This is a genomic window from Streptomyces sp. NPDC018964 (genome assembly GCF_044390325.1).
In the GTDB taxonomy this organism is placed as follows: Bacteria; Actinomycetota; Actinomycetes; order Streptomycetales; family Streptomycetaceae; genus Streptomyces.
The window spans coordinates 286,284-303,964 of record NZ_JBIRYZ010000009.1; the positions used below are offsets into that span (position 1 = coordinate 286,284).

Consider the following 17,681-nt stretch of genomic DNA (forward strand, 5'->3'; position numbering starts at 1 on the left):
GGGGGGGCGGGGGGGGTCGGGGGGGTGGTTTTTGGGGGGGGGGGGGGGGGGGGGGGGGGGGGGGGGGGGGGCCCGCCCCCCCCCCCCGGCGGGTGCTACTTCTCGACGGTGAAGCCCTGCTCCTCGGCGTACTTCACCGAGACGTCCTGCCAGTCCTTCAGGCCCTCCGCGAGCGTGGTGCCCGAGACGTAGGCCTGGCCGACCGTGTCGTGGAAGACCGAGTTGGCGTACTGCTGGAACGGCAGGTACGACCAGTCGCCGGCGACGTTCGCGGCGGACTCGGCGAAGATCTTGTTCGCCTCCTGGCCGCCGAGGTAGTCGAACTTGGTGCTCTGGAAGTCGGCGGACTGCAGTTCCGCCTTGGTGGCGGGGAAGGCGCCCTGCTCGACGCGGGTGTGGACACCGTCACCGGAGTTCGCGTACTCCACGAAGGCGTAGGCGAGTTCCTTGTTCTTGCCGAGCGAGGGCAGGGTCAGCGAGCTGCCGCCGTTCTCCGCGCTGGTCTTGTCGCCCTCGGTCCAGGACGGCATCGGGGCCGCGCGCCAGTCGCCGGCCGCGCTCGGCACGCCGCTGACGAAGTTGGCGGGCATCCAGGCACCGGTGGTCAGGGTGGCGATGGTGCCGTCGCCCAGGCCCTTGTACCACTCGTCGGTCCAGCCGTTGACCGGGGCGAGGAGCTTCTCGTCGATGAGCTGCTGCCAGGTGTCCGTGTACTTCTCGGCCTCCGCGCCACTGAAGTCGATCTTCACGTCGGTGCCGTCGACCTTGTAGGGACGGGCACCGGCCTGCCACAGCATGCTGGTGGTGAAGCCGGCGTCGCCCGCGTCGTTGGCGATGTAGACCTTGGGGTCGGCCTTGTGCAGCTTGCGCGCGGCGTCGACGTACTCGTCCCAGGTCGTCGGGACGGCGATCTTGTGCTTGTCGAAGACCTTCTTGTTGTAGAACATCGCCATCGGGCCGGAGTCCATCGGCAGGCCGTAGACCGCCTCGCCCTCGCTCACGGCGTTCCACGGACCGGGCGTGTACTTCGAGGCCAGCTTGTCGGCGCCGAAGGGGGCCAGGTCGGTGAGACCCTTGCCGAGGGCGTACTGGTTCACCGCGAAGTACTCGACCTGCGCGATGTCCGGGACGCCCTTCTCGGCCGATATCGCGTTCGACAGCGCGGTGTAGTGCTTGTCGCCCGACCGCTCGCTGACGAGGTTGATCTTGACCTTCGGGTACTTCTTCTCGAAGTCGGCGGCGACCGTCTTCAGCGTGGGCTCCCAGGCCCACACCGTCACCGTGCCGCCCTCCTTCAGGGCCGCCTGGACGTCCGAGGCGGAGACCGCCTCGCCGGTGGAGCCGTCGTCGGAGCCGCCGCAGGCGGTGGCGCCCAGGGCCACGGCGGAGACGAGGGCGATGCCGCGCAGCAGGCGGCCGGTGTTTCTGCGCATGAGGGTGCTTCCACTTCTTCGTGGGCGGGACGGGGTGAGGGCGGTGGTGCGGGGGCGGATCCGAGGGGGCGGCCGGGGGCCGCGCGGTCACTCCTTGACGCTGCCCGCGGCGAGACCCGACTGCCAGTACTTCTGGAGCAGCAGGAACGCGGCGATGAGCGGCAGGATGGTGATCAGCGAACCGGTGATCACCAGGTTGAAGACGACCTCGCCGCCGACGGTCTCGGCCTGGGAGTTCCACGCGCTCAGACCGAGCGTCAGCGGGTACCAGTCCGGGTCCTTGAGCATGATCAGCGGCAGGAAGTAGTTGTTCCAGGTGGCGACCGTGGTGAACAGCAGCACGGTCACGATGCCGGGGGCGAGCAGCGGGAGGGCGACGGTGAAGAAGGTGCGCGCCTCGCCGGCCCCGTCGATGCGGGCGGCCTCGAGGAGTTCGGTGGGGATGGCCTCGGTGGCGAACACCCACATCAGGTACAGGCCGAACGGCGAGACCAGCGAGGGGATGATCACCGCCCACGGGGTGTCGGTCAGGCCCATCTCGCTGAACATCAGGAAGGTGGGCACCGCGAGGGCCGTGCCGGGCACCGCCACCGCGCCGATGACCGTGGCGAAGACGCCGCGCTTGCCGGGGAAGTCGAACTTCGCCAGCGCGTAGCCGCCGAGGACCGCGAGGAGGGTGGCCCCGCCGGCGCCCAGCACCACGTACAGCAGGGTGTTCAGCAGCCAGCGCGTGAACACGCCGTCGTGGTAGGTGAACGTGGAGCGGAGGTTGTCCCACAGCGCGAAGTCGTCGGCGAACCACATCCCGGACGAGTCGGCCAGACCCGCCTGCGTCTTGGTGGCGTTGACGGCCAGCCAGACCAGCGGCACGACGGTGTAGAGGACGACCAGGGAGGTCAGCACGGTCAGCAGCACGCTGCGCTTGGGCTTGCCGGCGGAGTGCCGGCGCGTCGTGCGCAGCCGTGGCGCGGCGCGGCCGGAGGCCTTGGCGGGGGCGGCCGGGGCGGCGGTGGTGAGAGGGCTGCTCATCGGGTCACGCTCCCTTGCGCATGCCGCGCAGCTGCACGACGTAGGCGATCACCATCGTGATCAGGCCCATGATGATGGCCACCGTCGCGGAGTAGTTGTGCTGCTGGCCGTTGAAGGACAGCGAGTACGTGTAGAAGTTCGGCGTGTAGTCGGTGGTGAGGGCGTTGCGGGCGAGCGGACGCAGGATGTTCGGCTCGTTGAACAGCTGGAAGCTGCCGATGATGGAGAAGATCGTCGCGATGACCAGGGCGCCCCGGATGGCGGGCAGCTTGATCGCGGTGATCACGCGGATCTGTCCGGCGCCGTCGATCTCCGCCGCCTCGTACAGGGAGTTCGGGATGACGCGCAGCGCCGAGTAGAAGATCAGCATGTTGTAGCCGACGAACTCCCAGGTGACGATGTTGCCGATGGAGGCCAGCACCAGGTCGGGGGAGAGCGGGTCGGGCAGCGTGACGCCGAACGCCCCGTTGATGTCGCCGACCAGGCCGTACTTCGTGCCGTACATGAAGCCCCACATGAGGGTGGCGACCACGGCGGGCACCGCGTACGGCAGGAAGATCGTGATGCGGAAGAAGCTCTTGCCGTAGAGCCGGCCGCTGTCCAGGGCCAGCGCCACCAGCAGCGCGATGCCGAGCATGATCGGCACCTGGACGCACAGGAAGAGCGAGACCCGGCCGAGGGCCGCCCAGAACCGGTCGTCCTGGAGCGCCTGCCGGTAGTTGTCGAGGCCGACGAAGGTGGTCCCGCCGATGAGCCGGTCGCGGAAGAGGCTCAGATAGACCGAGTACGCGATCGGTGCCAGGAAGACCAGGGCGAACACGGCCACGAAGGGACCGATGAAGCCCCATCCCGTCCAGGAACGGCGGTCCCGTCTCGTCGGGGGAGGTGCCGGCCTCGGCTCGGCGTCCACCGGCGGTTGCAGCGTCGTCATGTCGTTCCTCGCTCGTCACCGTTCCGGACCGGCGGCCGCCCGGCGCGTGAGCCGGACGGCATGCCCCCTGCACATGATGTTTGCGTAAACATCGGCTGCCGCGAAGGGCCGGCGAGCTGTTATGTTTACGTAAACATCGGATGGCGGCATGTTTACACCGCCCTCCTGAGGACGGTCAAGGGTCCCTTGGGAAACCGTGACGCGAGCAGTGACAGGAAGGCGGCTGACGGCGAGTGGACACGGCCGAGAGAACGCCGGCGAACGCACCCGGCCCCGGCACCGGGGCGGCCACCGCGGCCGGCGGTGCGCGCCGTACCCGGGGCGGCGCCCGGACCACGGCCTCCATGGCCGACGTGGCCCGCCTGGCGGGGGTCTCCTCCCAGACCGTCTCCCGCGTCTCCAACGGCTACGCGGGGGTCACCGAGGAGACCCGCCGCCAGGTGCTGGCCGCGATGAAGGAGCTCGGCTACCGGCCCAACAGCGCGGCCCGCGCCCTCAAGCGCGGCGAGTTCCGCACCATCGGCGTCATCACCTTCACCCTCTCCACCACCGGCAACGTGCGCACCCTGGAGGCGATCGCCACCTCCGCCGCGCGCGAGGGCTACGCGGTGACGCTGCTGCCGGTCGCCGTACCCACCCAGGACGAGGTGCGCGGGGCGTTCTCCCGGCTGGAGGAGCTCGCCGTCGACGCCGTCATCGTCATCATGGAGGTCCACCTCCTGGACGCGGCGACGGTCACCCTGCCCCCGCACGTCCAGGTCGTGGTGGTCGACTCCGACGCCGGCGACCACTACACGGTCGTCGACACCGACCAGGCGGGCGGCACCCGTACCGCCGTCCAGCACCTGCTCGGCCTCGGCCACCGCACGGTGTGGCACCTGGGCGGCCCCGAGGACTCGTTCGCCGCGCAGCGCCGCACGGACGCCTGGCGCGCCGCCCTCACCGAGGCCGGGCGGGTGCCGCCACCCCTCGTCCGGGGCGACTGGTCGGCGGACTCGGGCTACCGGGCCGGCCTCGAACTCGCGGCCCGGGACGAGTGCACGGCCGTCTTCGCCGCCAACGACCAGATGGCGCTCGGCCTGCTGCGCGCCCTGCACGAACGCGGCCGGCGCGTGCCCGAGGACGTCAGCGTCATCGGCTTCGACGACATCCCCGAGGCGTCCTCCTTCCTGCCCCCGCTGACCACCGTCCACCAGGACTTCGCCGAGGTGGGCCGGCTCTGCGTCCAGGCGGTGCTGAGCAAGATGCGGCAGGGCGGTCCCGAGCGGGGCACCACCCTCGTCCCGACCCGGCTGGTGCCGCGCGCCAGCACGGCACCGCCGCCGGACCCCGCCCGACGATCGAACTCCTGACCCCCGTACACCGGTTGTGCGTGCGAGACTTGATGATCGTCAGGCACTCCCGAGCCACTCCAGGAACGGACTCCGCCATGTCGACGGGCACACCCCCCACCCCTCCGCGGATCGACACCAGCAGGGCGCACCCCGCGCGGGTCTACGACTGGCTCCTCGGCGGCAAGGACAACTACCCGGTCGACGAGGCCGTGGGGGAGAAGCTGCCGCCCCAGGCGCGCGACGCCGCCCGCCAGAACCGCCGGTTCATGCACCGGGCGGCCGCCTGGCTCGCCGAACAGGGCGTCGACCAGTTCCTCGACATAGGCACCGGCATCCCCACGGAGCCGAACCTGCACCAGATCGTGCAGGGCGTGGTCCCGGCCGCGAAGGTCGTCTACACCGACAACGACCCGATCGTGCTGCGGCACGCCGAGGCCCTGCTGATCAGCAGCCCCGAGGGCACCACGGACTACATCCAGGCCGATGTGCGCGACCCGGGCGGCATCCTCCGGCACGCCCGCGGCGTGCTCGACTTCGAGCGCCCGATCGCGCTCTCCCTGATCGCCCTCCTGCACTTCCTCCCCGACGACCAGGACCCCCTCGGCATCGTCGGCGAGCTGCGGGCCGCGCTGCCGCCGGGCAGCTACCTCGTGCTGTCGCACGCCGCCTCCGACCTCCACTCCGAGCTGGCCGAGCAGGTCACGGCCGAGTACGCCCGCGCCGGCATCCGCCTGGGCTTCCGCACCCGCGCCGAGGTCGCCCGCTTCTTCGACGGCCTGGAACTGGTCGACCCCGGCCTGGTGACCGCACCGGAGTGGTTCCGCACGACCCCGCCGCCGCCCCCCGAGGACAGCGGCATCTACGCGGGTGTGGCGAGGCTCTCCTGACCCTCCGGTGATCACCGAAGGGTCCGCGGGCTAGCGTCCTCACATGAACGTTTCCTCGGACCAGGGCCGGCACCGGGCACCCTCGGGCGGCGACGACACGACCGGAGCCACGGCGTGACGCCGCTGGAGATGGCCGGCGTCTTCGCGGCGGGCGTCGGCGCCGGCGCCATGAACGCCGTCGTCGGCTCGGGAACGCTGGTGACCTTTCCCGTGCTGCTCGCCACCGGGCTGTCCCCCGTCACCGCCACGGTCTCCAACGCGCTCGGACTGATCCCCGGCTCCGTCAGCGGCGCCATCGGCTACCGCAGGGAACTCGCGGGACAGGGCCGGCGCGTCCGCAAGTTCGGCATCGGCGCCGCGCTGGGCGGGCTCTGCGGCGCGACGCTCCTGCTGGCCCTGCCCGCCGAGGCGTTCGAGACCATCGTGCCCACCCTGGTGGGGCTCGCCCTCCTCCTCGTCGCGTTCCAGCCCCTGATCGCCAGGAAGGTGCGCGCCCGCCGCGCGGAGGGACACCCCTCCCGCCGCGACGGCGGACGGCCGCTCTCCGCCGGCCTGGCCCTGGCCAGCGTCTACGGCGGCTACTTCGCCGCCGCGCAGGGCATCATCTACATCTCCCTGATGGGCCTGCTCCTCGACGAGCCGCTGCAACGTCTCAACGCCGTCAAGAACGTGCTCGCGGCGATCGTCAACACGGTCGCGGCGGCCTTCTTCCTCTTCGTCGCCGACTTCGACTGGACGGCCGTCGCGCTCATCGCGGCCGGATCCGCCCTCGGCGGCCAGCTCGGCGCCAGGACCGGCCGCAGGTTCAGCCCCGCGGTGCTGCGCGCCGTCATCGTCGTGATCGGCACCCTCGCCCTCGTCCAGCTGCTCCTGCGCTGACCGCCGCCCGTCCTCAGGGCAGGATCGCATCCACGTAGCCGCCGTCGACGCGCAGCGCCCCGCCGGTCGTCGCGGAGGCCTGCTCCGAGCTGAGGTAGACGACCATGTGGGCGATCTCCTCCGGCTCGATCAGCCGTTGCAGCAGCGACTGCGGCCGGTGCTCGCGCATGAAGGCGCGCTGCGCCTCGTCCCACGGAAGGTCGCGGTCCACCAGCTCGTAGACGAAGTCCTCCACCCCGCCGGTGTGGGTGGGCCCGGCGATGACCGAGTTCACCGTGACGCCCGTGCCCGCCGCCTTCTTGGCGAAACCGCGGCTCACCGCGAGCAGCGCCGTCTTGGACATGCCGTAGTGGATCATCTCGGCGGGGGTGACGACCGCCGAGTCACTGGCGATGTACTGGACGCGCCCCCAGCCGCGCCCGGTCATGCCCGGCAGGAACAGCCGGGTCAGCCGCACGGCGGCCAGGACGTTCACCTCGAAGTAGCGCCGCCACTCCTCGTCGGTGATCTCCAGCGGGTCGGCGGAGCCGAAGACGCCGAGGTTGTTGACGAGGATGTCCACCCGCGGCAGCGCCTCGGCGATCCGCTCGGCGCCCGCCTCGGTGGTCACGTCCGCCGCGACCGGTACGACGTCGGCGCCGGGCACCTCCCGCTCGAGGGCGGCGGCGCTGTCCCGTACGCGCTCGGCGGAGCGCCCGTTGACCGCGACCCGGGCGCCCGCCCGCGCCAGCCCGGTGGCGATCGCCGCGCCGATGCCCTGGGTGGAGCCGGTGACCAGCGCCGTACGGCCCTTCAGATCGATCTGCACGTCGTGCGTCCCCTTCGTCCGGGTACCAGTGCCTGCATGAGATGCCTCGACATGGACGGAAGACGCCGCTCGCGCACGGGCTCCGCCCGATCCTGCTCCTTCCCGGGTCCCGCGCCCGCATCACCGCGAAACGCCCGGTGGGCATACGCTTCTTGTGACGCACTCGTACGGACGCGGGAGGCGACGTGACGGCCGAACACACGGACGCGACGGACGGCCGGACGGATGCCGGCGCCGACGGCGACGACCTGCTCCACGGGCTGGAGGTGGATGACCGGCGCCCGGAGCGGCCCGTGCTGCTCGACGCCGACGGCACCCCGATCGAGACCTGGCGGGAGAACCACCCCTACGACCGCAAGATCCGCCGGGCGGAGTACGAGCGCACCAAGCGCATCCTGCAGATCGAGCTGCTGAAGATGCAGCGGTGGGTCAAGGACACCGGCCAGCGGATCGTGGTGCTCTGCGAGGGGCGGGACGCGGCCGGCAAGGGTGGCACCATCCAGCGGTTCATGGAACGCCTCAACCCCCGCGGTGCCCGCGTGGTCGCCCTGGAGAAGCCGACCGAGCGGGAGGCGGGGCAGTGGTACTTCCAGCGCTACGTGGCCCACCTGCCGGCCCGCGGCGAGATCGTCTTCTTCGACCGCTCCTGGTACAACCGCGCGGGCGTCGAGCGGGTCATGGGATTCTGCACGGACGACGAGTACCGCCAGTTCCTCCAGCAGGCGCCCCTGTTCGAGCGGCTGCTCACCGACGACGGCATCATGCTGGTGAAGTTCTGGTTCTCGGTGTCCCGGGCCGAGCAGCGGACCCGGTTCGCGATCCGCCAGGTCGACCCGGTGCGCCGCTGGAAGCTGTCGCCGATGGACCTCGCCTCGCTCGACCGCTGGGACGACTACACCGAGGCCAAGATCGAGATGTTCCGGGCGACGGACACGCCCCACGCGCCGTGGACGGTCGTGAAGAACAACGACAAGCGCCGGGGTCGGCTGGAGGCCATGCGCAGCCTCCTCGACCGCTGCGACTACCCGGCGAAGGACCACGAGGCCCTGGGCAAGCCGGACCCGCTGATCGTGGGCGCGGCGGACACCCTGCTGGAGGCCGGTGAGGAGCCCGCGGCCCTCTCACCGACCCCCCTCGCGGGTCCCGGGGGCGGCCCGGGCAGTCACCCGGACACGTGACCCGGTCACCCCAGCGGCAGTGTCACCTCGCCCGAGCCCTGTGCCTCGGCCCCGCCGGGCACGCGCACCGTGAACGGCCGGTCGGTCCCGGACGCGGTGACCCGCAGGACGTCGCCGTCCCGCCGGACCCGGAACACCGCGGCCGGGAGCCCCGCCGTGTCCGGCACGGTGACCTCGGCCGCGTAGTCGGCCGCGGCCGGCGGGTGCACGAGCAGGACCGGGGCGTCCAGCCAGTCGCCGTCGGGCCGGGAGTCGTCGCCGGCCAGCGGCAGCACGGCGCCCTCGCGGACGTACAGCGGAAGGCTGTCGTAGCCGTGCCGTTCGGTGCGCCAGCACGGGCCGGTGACCCGCTCGCCGCTCAGCAGGTGCGTCCAGGTGCCCTCGGGCAGATAGACCTCCACCTCGCCGTCCTCGCTGAACACCGGCGCGACCAGCAGGTCGGGGCCCAGCATGTACTGGCGGTCGAGCGGGCGGCACGCCGGGTCCCGCGGGAACTCCAGCACCATGGGCCGCATCACCGGCACGCCCGTGTGGTGGGCCTCGGCGGCGGCGCCGTACAGGTACGGCATCAGGCGGTGCTTGAGCAGGGTGAACCGCCGGGCGACGTCGACCGCCTCGTCGCCGAACTCCCACGGCACCCGGTACGACGTGGAGCCGTGCAGCCGGCTGTGCGAGGAGAGCAGGCCGAAGGCGAGCCAGCGCTTGAACACCTCGGGGACGGGCGTGCCCTCGAAGCCGCCGATGTCGTGGCTCCAGAAGCCGAACCCGCTCAGCGACAGGGACAGGCCGCCCCGCAGCGACTCGGCCATCGCCTCGAAGGACGACCAGCAGTCGCCGCCCCAGTGCACCGGGTACTGCTGCCCGCCGGCGGTCGCGGACCGGGCGAAGACCACCGCCTCACCCTGCCCGCGCTCCTTCTCCAGGAGCTCGAACACGGTCCGGTTGTACAGGTGGGTGTAGTAGTTGTGCATCCGCTCCGGGTCGGAGCCGTCGTGCCAGACGACATCGGTGGGGATGCGCTCGCCGAAGTCCGTCTTGAAGCTGTCCACCCCCTGGTCGAGCAGCGGCTTGAGCTTCGACTGGAACCAGGCGCGGGCGTCGGGACTGGTGAAGTCGACCAGACCCATGCCGGCCTGCCACAGGTCCCACTGCCACACGTCGCCGTTCGGGCGGCGCACCAGGTGCCCGAGGGCCGCGGCCTCGTCGAAGAGCGGGGACTTCTGGGCGATGTACGGGTTGATCCAGGCGCTGATCCGCAGGCCCTTCTCCTTGAGCCGGGCCAGCATGCCCTCCGGGTCGGGGAAGACGTCCGGGTCCCACTGGAAGTCGCACCACTGGTACTCGCGCATCCAGAAGCAGTCGAAGTGGAACACCGACAGCGGGATGCCGCGCTCGGCCATGCCGTCGACGAACGAGGTCACCGTCGCCTCGTCGTACGACGTGGTGAAGGAGGTGCTGAGCCACAGGCCGAACGACCAGGCCGGCGGCAGAGCCGGACGTCCGGTGAGGGCCGTGTAGCGGCCGAGGACCTCCTTCGGGGTGGGTCCCGCGACGACGTAGTACTCCAGCGCCTGGTCCTCGACGCTGAACTGGACCTGCCCGACGGACTCGGAGCCGATCTCGAAGGAGACGGCGCCAGGGTGGTTGACGAAGACGCCGTAGCCGCGGGAGGACAGGTAGAACGGGACGTTCTTGTAGGCCTGCTCGCTGCTCGTGCCGCCGTCGGCCTGCCACACGTCGACGGTCTGGCCGTTCTTGACGAACGGGGTGAAGCGTTCGCCCAGGCCGTAGACCTGCTCGCCGACGCCGAGCGAGAGCCGGCTCAGCACGTGGTGGGCTCCCTCGCCGGTGGTGGCGAAGGCGGTGCTCTTGGCGCCGGCGCGGGTCAGCTCGCGCCCGTCCGCGTCGTGGAAGGTGAGCGCGAAGGGGCCGGCCCCGTCCAGGCGCAGGGTCAGGGGGCCGCTGGTCAGCTCGGTGACGGTGCTGTCCTCGCGTACCGTCCCCGCGCCGTCCGCGTCACCGGTGAGGGCGAAGTCGGGGCCCGGCCGGTACTTGCCCGCGTGATGGGTGACCCGGACGCCGATCACGCCCTCGGCGGGGGAGAAGCACTCGACCGTGATCAGTGGCGCGTTCAGGGTGTCGCCCCTGCGGGTCACTTTCTTCACGGCGGCATAGCCGGTGAAGCGCTTCGATTCCGGGCGCACATCGCGCACTTCGGTGGCGTACGAGATCTGGACGCCGTCGCGGATGCGCCAGAAGCCGTCGGTGAATTTCATGGTCTTCCTCGGAGGGGGAGGGCGGCAGAGGCTCGGAAGGAAGCTTCTGACCAGGAACTATGACAGGAGACGCAGGACCTGTCACGCCTTGGCGCAAGCAGATCGTAGCTCTGGGGGTCTAGCGCGACCGGCTTCCGCTGGCGTATTAGTAATCAGGCAAAACAAATTACACCCGGTGCAGCGCCAAGCAACACCTCGACGCGAGCCGCCTCGAGTCGAAGCGCTTCACCAGCCTCCCGAAAGAGTCACCAGCTCAACGCAGGTTGGGCCGGTCCCCACGCAAGGGCACCCACCGTGACAGCACACCCTCCGGTTGCCGCACACCGCGCGCGCGGACGTTCGCGCGGAGCCGTCACGTCGTTCGCCGCCGTCTCCGTCCTCATCGCCGGAGCGGCGCTGACGGGCTGCGCACAGCAGCGCGACAGCGACGTGTACACCGTGATGAACTCCTCGACCGACGAGACCTACCACCGCTGGGACGCCGAGGCGATGGCCCGCTGCGGCAAGCAGCTGGGCGTACGCATCGAGCAGCAGAGCGTCCCCGCCGCGCAGGTGATGACGAAGGCCCTGCGCATGGCCTCGTCGAAGTCGCTGCCGGACATCGTGCAGTTCGACGCCTCCGAGATGCCGACCTTCGCCGACGCCGGCGGCCTCGTCGACCTGCGCACCCTGGGCCTGGCCACCGACGACATCCCCGAAGGCATCGTGAACTTCGGCTCCTACAAGGGGACCTACTACGGAGCGGCCCGCTCCGTGAACACCCTCGCGCTCTTCTACAACAAGGACATCCTGGACGAGGCGGGCGTACGGGTGCCCACCACCTGGGACGAGCTGCGCCGGGCGGCGAAGAAGCTCACCGAGGGCAACCGGTACGGCGTGGCGCTCAGCGCGGGCGGCGCCGAGGACGGCGTCTTCCAGTTCACGCCGTTCATGTGGTCCAACGGCGGAGACGAGACGGACCTGGACAGCCCCCAGGTCGTCGAGGCGCTCGACTACTGGAAGGCGCTGCTCCAGGACGGGTCGCTGTCCAAGTCCACGGTCAACTGGACGCAGGCCGACGTGAACGACCAGTTCATGGCCGGCAACGCCGCCATGATGATCAACGGCCCGTGGCAGGTCGAGACCCTCAACACCAAGAAGTCGCTGCACTGGGAGATCGCGCAGATCCCCGTCCCGGAGGCGGGCGCCGACTCGGTGGGACCGCTCGGCGGCGCCGTGCTCACCGTGCCCAACACCGGCGACACCGAGCGCGAGAGGACGGCCGGCCGGATCGTCGCCTGCCTGGCGAGCGAGAAGGAACAGCTCACCTACGCCCTGAACAGCTGGATGGTCCCCGCCAACGAGAAGGCCGCCGCGAAGTGGCGCCAGGAGGTGCCCGAGCTGGACGCGCTGGCCGACCAGGTCGCCGCCGCCCGGTCCCGCACCGCCAAGCTCGGCGCCGGCTGGTCGGGCGTCTCGCTCGCCCTGCAGAGCGCCTTCCAGTCCGCCCTCACCGGCCAGTCCAGCGAAGCCGCCCTGCGGCGCGCCCAGCAGCGCGCCACGAGCGGGAACTGAGGTACGCGCCATGACCACGTCCACCGTCACCCCCCCGGTGTCCGCGCAGACCTCCGGGAAGTCCGCCGCGCCGGACCCGGCCCGGCAGCGCCTGCGCCGCAGGCTCGCCCAGTGGGGCTTCGTCGCCCCCGCCGTCGCCTTCATGCTGCTGTTCTTCGGCTACCCGCTCGTCCGCAACATCGTGATGAGCTTCCAGCACTACACGCCGAAGACGTTCTTCACCGGCGAGGCCCCCTTCAACGGCACCGACAACTGGTCGTCCGTCTTCCAGGACGTCCTGTTCGGCAAGGCCCTGTGGCACACCCTCGTCTTCACCGCCGGCTCCCTGCTCGGCCAGTTCTGCATCGGCCTCGCCCTCGCCGTCTTCTTCAACCGCAGGTTCCCCCTGAACGGCGTCCTGCGGTCGCTGATCCTGCTGCCCTGGCTGGTGCCCATGGTGGTGTCCGGCATCGTCTGGCGCCGCATCCTCGACCAGGACACCGGCGTACTGAACACCTTCCTGGACACCCTGGGCCTGGGCGGCAGCACCCCGTGGCTGACCAGCCCCGACATGGCGCTGCTCTCGGTGATCCTGGTCAACATCTGGATCGGCATCCCGTTCAACATGGTCATCCTCTACGGCGGCCTCCAGGAGATCCCCAAGGAGCTGTACGAGGCGTCCGCCCTGGACGGCGCCTCGGCCTGGCGGACCTTCCGCTCCATCACCCTGCCGATGCTCAAGCCGGTGATCACGGTCGTCCTGGTGCTCGGCTTCATGTCGACGGTCAAGATCCTCGACCTGATCCTCGCCCTCACCGACGGCGGGCCCGCCGACGCCACCCAGACCCTGGGCACGCTCACCTACCAGAACTCCTTCGTGGAGCTGGACTTCGGCGCCGGCGCGGTCGTCGGCAACGTCCTCATTCTCGTCTCCGCGGTGTTCGCGGTGTTCTACCTGCGGGCCAACCGCACCGAGGGGAAGTGACCGACATGGCCGCTCACACTCCCGCCGCGTCCCGGCGCCGCTGGGGCTCCACCGTCGCCGGTGTGCTGATCCTGGGCGTGATGCTGTTCCCGCTGTACTGGATGCTCAACACGGCGCTCCAGCCCGAGTCCGGCCTGCTCCAGGTCGACCCGGTGCCCGGCAGCCTGGACCTCTCCGGGTTCTCCAAGGCCGTCACCGACCAGGGCGGTCACCTGCTGACCTCGCTGCTGGTCTCGTTCGGCGCCGTCGCCATCTGCCTGGCCGTCTCCGCCCCGGCCGCCTACGGCCTGGCCCGGTTCGGCCTGCGCGGCTCGCGCACCATCGTCTTCGGCACCCTGATCACCCAGATGGTGCCGGGCATCGTCATCGCCAACGCCCTCTACAACTCCTACGTCGACCTGGGCCTGGTGAACTCCTACTTCGGCCTGATGCTCGCGGACGCCTCGCTCGGCATCCCGTTCTCCATCGTCCTCATGCGCTCCTTCATGGTGTCCATCCCGGGCGAGGTCATCGAGGCCGCCGAGATCGACGGCGCCGGACCGGTACGGGTCTTCCTGCGGGTGGTGCTGCCGATGAGCCGCAACTCGCTGATCACCTCCGGCCTGTTCGCGTTCCTGTTCTCGTGGAGCGACTTCATGTTCGCGCTCACCCTGAACACCACCGACGACGTCAAACCGATCACGCTGGGCATCTACCAGTACATCGGCGCCCACGTCGGCGACTGGGGCGCCGTGATGGCCGCGTCCGTGCTCTCCGCCGTCCCGGCCGCGATCCTGCTCGTCCTCGCCCAGAAGTACATCGCCGCCGGCATCACCGGGGGCTCCGTCAAGTGATCACCGCACACACCGAGATGGACGCGCACCACATGAGCGACTTCCCCCGTTTCCCGCCCGGCTTCGTCTTCGGCGCCGCGACCGCCTCGTACCAGATCGAGGGCGCGGCGCACGAGGACGGCCGCGGCCCGTCGATCTGGGACACCTACAGCCACACCCCCGGCCTGGTCGCGAACGGCGACACCGGTGACACCGCCTGCGACCACTACCACCGCTACCCCGAGGACGTGGCCCTGCTGCGCGACCTCGGCGTCGGCTCGTACCGCTTCTCGATCGCCTGGCCGCGCATCGTGCCCGACGGCACGGGGCCGGTGAACCCCAAGGGCCTGGACTTCTACTCCCGCCTGGTCGACGAACTCCTCGCCGCCGGCATCGAACCCGCCGCCACCCTCTACCACTGGGACCTCCCGCAGGCCCTGGAGGACCGGGGCGGCTGGCGGGTGCGGGAGACCGCCGAGCGGTTCGCCGAGTACACGGCCGTCGTCGCCGAGCGCTTGGGCGACCGGGTGCCCCGCTGGATCACCCTCAACGAGCCGTGGTGCAGCGCCTTCCTCGGCTACTCGGTGGGCCGCCACGCGCCGGGCGCCCGCGAGGGCCGGGGCGCCCTGGCCGCCGCCCACCACCTCCTGGTCGGCCACGGACTGGCCGTCCGGGCGCTCCGGTCCGCCGGGGTCCGTGAGGTCGGCATCACCCTCAACCTCGACCACCACCTGCCCGCCACCGGCTCCGCCGCCGACCGGGAGGCCGTCGTACGCGCCGACACCCTGCACAACCTGGTGTGGACCGAGCCGATCCTCGCCGGGCGCTACCCGGACACCGAGGAGGACACCTGGGGCGAGCTGATCACCGGACAGGACTTCCGCCGCGACGGCGACCTGGAGCTGATCTCGCAGCCGCTGGACTTCCTCGGCATCAACTACTACCGCCCGATCGTCGTCGCCGACGCCCCGTACCGGGAGGACGACCCCGCCCTGCGCGTGGCGACCGACAACCGCTACGCCGAGACGGCGATGCCCGGCGTCCGGCACACCGCGATGGGCTGGCCGGTGGCCCCGGACACCTTCACCGACCTCCTGGTGGAGCTGAAGGAGCAGTACGGCGACGCCCTGCCGCCGGTGCACATCACCGAGAACGGTTCCGCCGAGGACGACGAGGCGGGCGCGGACGGCACCGTGCACGACACCGACCGGGTGGCGTACCTGCGCGACCACCTCACCGCGCTGCGGGCCGCGATCGACGCCGGCGTGGACGTGCGCGGCTACTACGTGTGGTCGCTGCTCGACAACTTCGAGTGGGCCTTCGGCTACGACAAGCGCTTCGGCATCGTCCGGGTCGACTACGACACGCAGGAGCGCACCCCGAAGGACAGCTACCACTGGTACCGGCGCATGATCGCCGCCCAGCGGCCCTGACGGACCGGCCGCGCTAGGCGGCGCCTTCGCGGTCGTCGGAGGTGCCGTCGGCGTCCGGTTCCGGTCGTGTCGTGAGCGGCAGGACGACGGGGGAGGCCGCGTCCGCCGCCCCGGCGCCGGCGGGGGGCTTGCGCAGCAGGAGCAGGGCCGCGTCGTCGTGCAGCCGGCCGCCCACGTGGTCCAGCAGTTCCTGGTGCAGCGCGGCTAGCGTGCGGGCCGGCTCGTCGCACAGGTGCCGGGCCAGGCCCTCGGCCAGCGGGTAGAACGCGCGGCCGGAGTCGCGGGCCTCCGTGACCCCGTCGGTGTAGAACAGCAGCTGGTCCCCCTCGGCGAAGGACACCACCTGGAGGCCGGGGGACTCGCCCGACAGGGCGCGCAGCCCCAGGGGCGGAGCCGGGCGGTCGGGGTCCACCGGCACCACCTCGGTGCCGCGGACCAGCAGCGGGGGAGCGTGCCCGCAGTTGACCATCTCCAGCCGCCCCGGCTCCGGGTAGCCGGCGACCACGGCGGTGACGAAGTCGTCGTGGCCGAGGTTGCGGGCCAGGCTCCGTTCGATCCGGCAGACGACGTCCAGCAGGTCGGGCTCGTCGTGGGCGGCCTCCCGGAAGACACCGAGCACGAGCGCGGCCGTCCCCACGGCCGGCAGTCCCTTGCCGCGCACATCGCCGACGATCATCCTGATCCCGTGCGGAGTGGGGATGAGGGCGTAGAGGTCGCCGCCGATCCGGGCCTCCGCCGCGGCGGCGCTGTAGTGGACCGCCGCCTGGAACGGGCCGACGGTCTCCGGGACCGGCAGGAGCAGGGCGTGCTGCGCGGTCTCCGCGACGGAACGGACGGCGGCGAGCACCCGCTCGCGGCGTTCCCGCAGGGCGCTGGCGAGCGTGCCGGCCAGGGCGACGGTCACCAGCGCGGCGAGTACGACGGCCAGCTCCGGGGCCGCCATGCCGTGCCGGGCTCCGATCGCCGCGCCGAGGAGGGAGGCGAGGAGACCCACCCCGAGGACCCCGGCCGGCCGGCTGGTGGCCGCCGCCAGCGCCGGCCCGGCGGCGAGCAGCGGCAGCCAGACCTTGCCCGTTCCGCCGACGAGGTCGACGAACACGACGAGGAAGACGATCAGTACGGAGAGGGCGGGCGTGCCGGCGGCCCAGTGCGCGGCGGCCCGTGCCCGGGGCGACCACGTGTGGCGGACCCCCCGCTTGTACTGCCGCATCGGCCAGTGGTCGCGTCCATGCTGACGGGCGTGACTCATGTGTCGTCCGCAGTCCTCACCTTTGCGCGGCGTGCGCGCGTCCGTAATGTCTGACTTAATCAGGAAAGATGACTGTCACGAACGTCACAAGGGTGTGCTTTTCAGATGGTGAACGACAGTCCCCGGGTCACCCGCCCGGCGGTCGGCAGGAGGCGCTCGCGCACCTCGTCGAGCCGGTGCAGCCGGTCCTTCGGCATGGAGACGCCGAGCGAGCCCAGGGTGTCCCCGCTGTAGACCGGCACCGCGACACAGACGGTGCCCAGGGAGTACTCCTCCAGGTCGGCGACGGCCGGCGCCAGGTCGCTGCTCTCCAGCCGGCGCACCAGCTCCTCGGCCGTGGTGATCGTCCGCGGGGTGAGGTCGTTGAGGGGGTGCCGGGAGAGGTACTCCTTGCGGGCCTCGTCGTCGAGCTCCCGGAGCACCGACTTGCCCAGCGCGGTGGCGTGCCCGGCGTCCTCGAACCCCACCCACAGCTCGGCCCGCGGGGTGCGGGGGCTGTCGACGATCTCGGCGACGCGGATCTCACCGTCCTCGTAGAAGGTGAGGTAGGCGGCGGTGGACAGCTCGTCCCGCAGCGCGGCGAGCGCCGGCCGGACCCGGCTGAGCAGCGCCTGACCGCGACCCGTCGTGTGCAAGGTCTGGAACCGGTCGCCCAGGACGAATCCGCCGTCGTCCAGCTTGCGCAGGTACCCGTCGTGCACCAGCGTGCGCAGCAGGTGGTAGGCCGTGGCCAGGGGCAGCCCCGTCTCCCGCGCCAGCTGTTTCGCCGGCGCGCCGTTCTCATGGGCGCCCGCCGCCTCCAGCAGCCGGAAGGCGCGCTGCACGGAGGTGATGAGCGTCGGGCCCGCACCCATGGGACCAGCCTGCGCCGACCGCCCGCCGCGGGCAAGTGAGGCCCCGCTCGGCCTGGGGCG

Annotated in this window: 15 protein-coding genes; 8 read left to right on the forward strand and 7 right to left on the reverse strand. The window is 71.3% G+C overall.

What is annotated here, in order from left to right; all coding sequences use genetic code 11:
* Positions 1 to 95: 95 nt before the first annotated feature.
* The 3 genes from ACH5AO_RS18270 to ACH5AO_RS18280 all read right to left on the reverse strand — a co-directional run bounded on the left by ACH5AO_RS18270 (position 96) and on the right by ACH5AO_RS18280 (position 3,393).
* Complete coding sequence (locus ACH5AO_RS18270; RefSeq protein ID WP_398925755.1) at positions 96 to 1,433, reverse strand: ABC transporter substrate-binding protein; 1,338 nt, start codon at positions 1,431 to 1,433, stop codon at positions 96 to 98.
* Positions 1,434 to 1,520: 87 nt separating this feature from the next.
* Complete coding sequence (locus ACH5AO_RS18275; protein WP_398925757.1) at positions 1,521 to 2,462, reverse strand: carbohydrate ABC transporter permease; 942 nt, start codon at positions 2,460 to 2,462, stop codon at positions 1,521 to 1,523.
* 4 nt (positions 2,463 to 2,466) lie between these two features.
* Complete coding sequence (locus ACH5AO_RS18280) at positions 2,467 to 3,393, reverse strand: carbohydrate ABC transporter permease (RefSeq protein WP_398925759.1); 927 nt, start codon at positions 3,391 to 3,393, stop codon at positions 2,467 to 2,469.
* Between the two features lie 344 nt (positions 3,394 to 3,737).
* Here ACH5AO_RS18280 and ACH5AO_RS18285 point away from each other — a divergent pair, with 344 nt between their 5' ends.
* The 3 genes from ACH5AO_RS18285 (at position 3,738) to ACH5AO_RS18295 (ending at position 6,493) form a co-directional block, all read left to right on the forward strand.
* Positions 3,738 to 4,745, forward strand: coding sequence for a LacI family DNA-binding transcriptional regulator (locus ACH5AO_RS18285; RefSeq protein ID WP_030863486.1), 1,008 nt, complete (start codon positions 3,738 to 3,740; stop codon positions 4,743 to 4,745).
* A 77-nt stretch (positions 4,746 to 4,822) separates the two neighbouring features.
* The gene (locus tag ACH5AO_RS18290; protein WP_398925762.1) at positions 4,823 to 5,614 is read left to right on the forward strand and encodes an SAM-dependent methyltransferase; all 792 of its coding nucleotides are present in this window, start codon (positions 4,823 to 4,825) and stop codon (positions 5,612 to 5,614) included.
* A gap of 114 nt (positions 5,615 to 5,728) precedes the next feature.
* Positions 5,729 to 6,493, forward strand: coding sequence for a sulfite exporter TauE/SafE family protein (locus tag ACH5AO_RS18295; protein ID WP_398925764.1), 765 nt, complete (start codon positions 5,729 to 5,731; stop codon positions 6,491 to 6,493).
* A gap of 13 nt (positions 6,494 to 6,506) precedes the next feature.
* On the opposite strand, the gene ACH5AO_RS18300 is transcribed toward ACH5AO_RS18295, so the two are convergent.
* Positions 6,507 to 7,301, reverse strand: coding sequence for an SDR family NAD(P)-dependent oxidoreductase (locus tag ACH5AO_RS18300; protein ID WP_398925766.1), 795 nt, complete (start codon positions 7,299 to 7,301; stop codon positions 6,507 to 6,509).
* A 185-nt stretch (positions 7,302 to 7,486) separates the two neighbouring features.
* On the opposite strand from ACH5AO_RS18300, the gene ppk2 reads away from it, so the two are divergent.
* Complete coding sequence (gene ppk2, locus ACH5AO_RS18305; RefSeq protein ID WP_398925768.1) at positions 7,487 to 8,479, forward strand: polyphosphate kinase 2; 993 nt, start codon at positions 7,487 to 7,489, stop codon at positions 8,477 to 8,479.
* Between the two features lie 5 nt (positions 8,480 to 8,484).
* Here the strand turns inward: ppk2 and yicI are convergent, their stop codons facing one another.
* A complete protein-coding gene (gene yicI, locus ACH5AO_RS18310; RefSeq protein WP_398925770.1) occupies positions 8,485 to 10,755 on the reverse strand; it encodes an alpha-xylosidase in 2,271 nt (756 codons plus the stop codon).
* A 294-nt stretch (positions 10,756 to 11,049) separates the two neighbouring features.
* Here yicI and ACH5AO_RS18315 point away from each other — a divergent pair, with 294 nt between their 5' ends.
* Genes ACH5AO_RS18315 through ACH5AO_RS18330 form a run of 4 tightly spaced genes read left to right on the forward strand, consistent with a single transcriptional unit; the run spans position 11,050 to position 15,518 of the window.
* Positions 11,050 to 12,309: an ABC transporter substrate-binding protein gene (locus ACH5AO_RS18315; RefSeq protein WP_398925772.1), complete on the forward strand. Its 1,260-nt coding sequence runs from the start codon at positions 11,050 to 11,052 to the stop codon at positions 12,307 to 12,309.
* Between the two features lie 10 nt (positions 12,310 to 12,319).
* Complete coding sequence (locus tag ACH5AO_RS18320; RefSeq protein WP_398925774.1) at positions 12,320 to 13,273, forward strand: carbohydrate ABC transporter permease; 954 nt, start codon at positions 12,320 to 12,322, stop codon at positions 13,271 to 13,273.
* A 5-nt stretch (positions 13,274 to 13,278) separates the two neighbouring features.
* Positions 13,279 to 14,106, forward strand: a complete 828-nt coding sequence (locus tag ACH5AO_RS18325) for a carbohydrate ABC transporter permease (protein ID WP_398925776.1) — start codon at positions 13,279 to 13,281, stop codon at positions 14,104 to 14,106.
* A gap of 32 nt (positions 14,107 to 14,138) precedes the next feature.
* A complete protein-coding gene (locus tag ACH5AO_RS18330; RefSeq protein ID WP_398925801.1) occupies positions 14,139 to 15,518 on the forward strand; it encodes a GH1 family beta-glucosidase in 1,380 nt (459 codons plus the stop codon).
* Positions 15,519 to 15,531: 13 nt separating this feature from the next.
* On the opposite strand, the gene ACH5AO_RS18335 is transcribed toward ACH5AO_RS18330, so the two are convergent.
* Positions 15,532 to 16,767 carry a PP2C family protein-serine/threonine phosphatase gene (locus ACH5AO_RS18335; protein ID WP_398925778.1) on the reverse strand — a complete coding sequence of 412 codons (1,236 nt, stop codon included), beginning with the start codon at positions 16,765 to 16,767 and terminating at the stop codon, positions 15,532 to 15,534.
* 101 nt (positions 16,768 to 16,868) lie between these two features.
* Complete coding sequence (locus ACH5AO_RS18340) at positions 16,869 to 17,621, reverse strand: IclR family transcriptional regulator (protein ID WP_030863458.1); 753 nt, start codon at positions 17,619 to 17,621, stop codon at positions 16,869 to 16,871.
* Positions 17,622 to 17,681: the final 60 nt, after the last annotated feature.

What these genes read in the sequence shown, in the direction of transcription:
- ACH5AO_RS18270 (WP_398925755.1), bottom strand. Translation starts at nt 1,433, where the DNA reads ATGCGCAGAAACACCGGCCGCCTGCTGCGCGGCATCGCCCTCGTCTCC.
- ACH5AO_RS18275 (WP_398925757.1), bottom strand. Translation starts at nt 2,462, where the DNA reads ATGAGCAGCCCTCTCACCACCGCCGCCCCGGCCGCCCCCGCCAAGGCC.
- ACH5AO_RS18280 (WP_398925759.1), bottom strand. Translation starts at nt 3,393, where the DNA reads ATGACGACGCTGCAACCGCCGGTGGACGCCGAGCCGAGGCCGGCACCT.
- ACH5AO_RS18285 (WP_030863486.1), top strand. Translation starts at nt 3,738, where the DNA reads ATGGCCGACGTGGCCCGCCTGGCGGGGGTCTCCTCCCAGACCGTCTCC.
- ACH5AO_RS18290 (WP_398925762.1), top strand. Translation starts at nt 4,823, where the DNA reads ATGTCGACGGGCACACCCCCCACCCCTCCGCGGATCGACACCAGCAGG.
- yicI (WP_398925770.1), bottom strand. Translation starts at nt 10,755, where the DNA reads ATGAAATTCACCGACGGCTTCTGGCGCATCCGCGACGGCGTCCAGATC.
- ACH5AO_RS18320 (WP_398925774.1), top strand. Translation starts at nt 12,320, where the DNA reads ATGACCACGTCCACCGTCACCCCCCCGGTGTCCGCGCAGACCTCCGGG.
- ACH5AO_RS18325 (WP_398925776.1), top strand. Translation starts at nt 13,279, where the DNA reads ATGGCCGCTCACACTCCCGCCGCGTCCCGGCGCCGCTGGGGCTCCACC.
- ACH5AO_RS18330 (WP_398925801.1), top strand. Translation starts at nt 14,139, where the DNA reads ATGAGCGACTTCCCCCGTTTCCCGCCCGGCTTCGTCTTCGGCGCCGCG.
- ACH5AO_RS18335 (WP_398925778.1), bottom strand. Translation starts at nt 16,767, where the DNA reads ATGAGTCACGCCCGTCAGCATGGACGCGACCACTGGCCGATGCGGCAG.
- ACH5AO_RS18340 (WP_030863458.1), bottom strand. Translation starts at nt 17,621, where the DNA reads ATGGGTGCGGGCCCGACGCTCATCACCTCCGTGCAGCGCGCCTTCCGG.